We start from the raw sequence: 2,574 nt of genomic DNA, 5'->3' as shown, positions 1-2,574 counted from the left end.
TCAACGCCGAAGAAGCCAAGGCCCAGCAGACCATCAGCGGCAAGGCCTCGGGTGAGTTCCAGGCTGGCGACGTGGTGAGCTTCAAGCTCAACGGCACCGACTACAGCGCCAAAGTGGCTGCAGACGGCAGCTGGAGCGTGAAGGTGGCCGGCGCGGATCTCGCGGCGGAAACCAGCATCCACGCCACCCTGGTGGCGCACGATGCGGCGGGCAACGTGGCCGACGTGGTCGCCGATCACGCGTACACCGTGATCGATAAACCGCCGGTAGCTTCGCTGAACATCAACATCGTGGCCGGCGACGACATCGTCAACCTGGCCGAGTCGAAGGTCGCCCAGCAGATCACCGGTGGTACCACCGGCGGCCGTGCCGGCGACATCGTCAAGATCGTGGTCAACGACGTCACCTACAGCGGCAAGATCGACGCTGCCGGCAAGTGGAGCATCAGTGTTCCGGGTGCCGAGCTGGTGGCCGATGCCGATCACCGGATCGAAGCGAGCTTCGTGGCGACCGACGCGGCGGGTAACAGCGCCAGCGCCACCGCGACCCACGACTACGGTGTGGACATCACCCCCCCGGTGGCGACACTGACCATCAATACCGTGGCTGGTGACGACATTGTCAACCTGACCGAGTCGAAGAGCCCGCAGATCATCAGCGGCAAGGCGTCGGGCGAGTTCAAGTCTGGCGACGTGGTGAGCTTCAAGCTCAACGACACCACCTACAGCGCGGCGGTCGACAAGGACGGCAACTGGAGTGTCTCGGTCTCCGGCGCCGATCTGGCCAAGGAAACCAACATCCACGCCACCCTGGTGGCCCATGACACCGCCGGCAACGTCGCCGACGTGGTGGCCGACCATGGCTACAGCGTCGACACCACCGCACCGGTAGCGCACCTCACCATCGACCCTGTGACCGAGGACGACGTCCTCAACTACATCGAGTCGCAGAGCGACCAGACTATCAGCGGCAAGGTGACCGGCGAGTTCCAGGCGGGCGATGTCGTCAGCTTCGCGCTCAATGGTACCGACTACAGCGCCAAGGTCGCCGCAGACGGTAGCTGGAGCGTCATGGTGGCCGGTTCTGATCTGGCTGCAGACAGCAACATTCACGCGACACTGGTCGCTCACGATGCCGCTGGCAACAGCGCCAACGTCGTCGCCGATCATCCGTACGAGGTGAGCATCACCCCGCCGGTGGCTGGCCTGGTCATCAACCCGGTGACCGACGACAACACCCTCAACCTCGCCGAATCCAAGGTCGACCAGACCATCAGCGGCAAGGCGACCGGCGAGTTCAAGGCCGGCGACACCGTCAGCTTCACCCTCAACGGCACCGACTACAGCGCCAAGGTAGCGGCTGACGGCACCTGGAGCGTGAAAGTGGCCGGTGCCGACCTGGCTTCGGAAACCAGCATTGACGCCATCCTGGTGGCCCATGATGAAGCTGGTAATGCCACCGAAGTACCGGGAAGCCGTTCCTACAGCGTGGATCTCACCCCGCCGGTAGCGACCCTGACCATCAACGTGGTCGCCGGCGACGACATCGTCAACGCCGAAGAAGCCAAGGTCCAGCAGACCGTCAGCGGCAAGGCCGGTGGCGAGTTCCAGGCGGGCGACGTGGTGAGCTTCAAGCTCAACGGCACCGACTACAGCGCGAAAGTCGCGGCTGACGGTACCTGGAGTGTGAAAGTGGCCGGCGCGGACCTCGCGGCGGAAACCAGCATCCACGCCACCCTGGTGGCCCACGACAAGGCCGGCAACAGCGCCAGCGTCGTAGCCGATCACGGCTACAGCGTCGACCTGGTCGCGCCGGTAGCGACCCTGACCATCAACGTGGTCGCCGGCGACGACATCGTCAACGCCGCCGAAGCCATGACCAACCAGACCATCAGCGGCAAGGCCGCCGGTGAGTTCCAGGCTGGTGACGTGGTCAGCTTCAAGCTCAACGGCACCGACTACAGCGCCAAGGTAGCGGCCGATGGCAGCTGGAGCGTGCAGGTATCGGGTACCGACCTGTCCAAGGGCAGCAGCATCGATGCCACCCTGGTGGCTCATGATGCCGCTGGCAACAGTGCCGACGTGAAGGCCAGCCATGCGTACACCGTGGACCTGACCGCACCGGTAGCGACCCTGACCATCGATACCGTGGCCGGCGACGACATCGTCAACGCCGAAGAAGCCAAGGCCCAGCAGACCATCAGCGGCAAGGCTGCCGGTGAGTTCCAGGCCGGTGACGTGGTGAGCTTCAAGCTCAACGGCACCGACTACAGCGCCAAGGTAGCGGCAGACGGCAGCTGGAGCGTGAAGGTGGCCGGTGCGGACCTCGCAGCGGAAACCAACATCCACGCCACCCTGGTGGCCCATGACGTCGCCGGCAACGTGGGCGTCATCGTGGCTGACCACGGTTACGAGGTGAAACTCGACTCCTCGGCGCCGACCATCCGCGACGTGGTGGACAACGATGATCCGTCCAACCTGATCGACGTGCCGAAGAATGGTTCGACCAACGACACCACCCCGGTGATTTCCGGTGACGGTGCCGAGAAGGGCGACATCATCCACGTCTTCGACG

Annotated in this window: 1 protein-coding gene; it reads left to right on the top strand. The window is 64.5% G+C overall.

Going from position 1 to position 2,574, the window contains the following annotated elements; translation table 11 throughout:
* Positions 1-2,574: Ig-like domain-containing protein (locus IB255_RS30410; RefSeq protein WP_192211273.1), on the top strand; the 2,574-nt coding region annotated here is incomplete at both ends.

The organism is Pseudomonas sp. PDM22 (genome assembly GCF_014851965.1).
Taxonomy (GTDB): Bacteria; Pseudomonadota; Gammaproteobacteria; order Pseudomonadales; family Pseudomonadaceae; genus Pseudomonas.
Note: the sequence above shows the minus strand (reverse complement) of the source record. Positions and strands in the feature narration are given on the sequence as shown.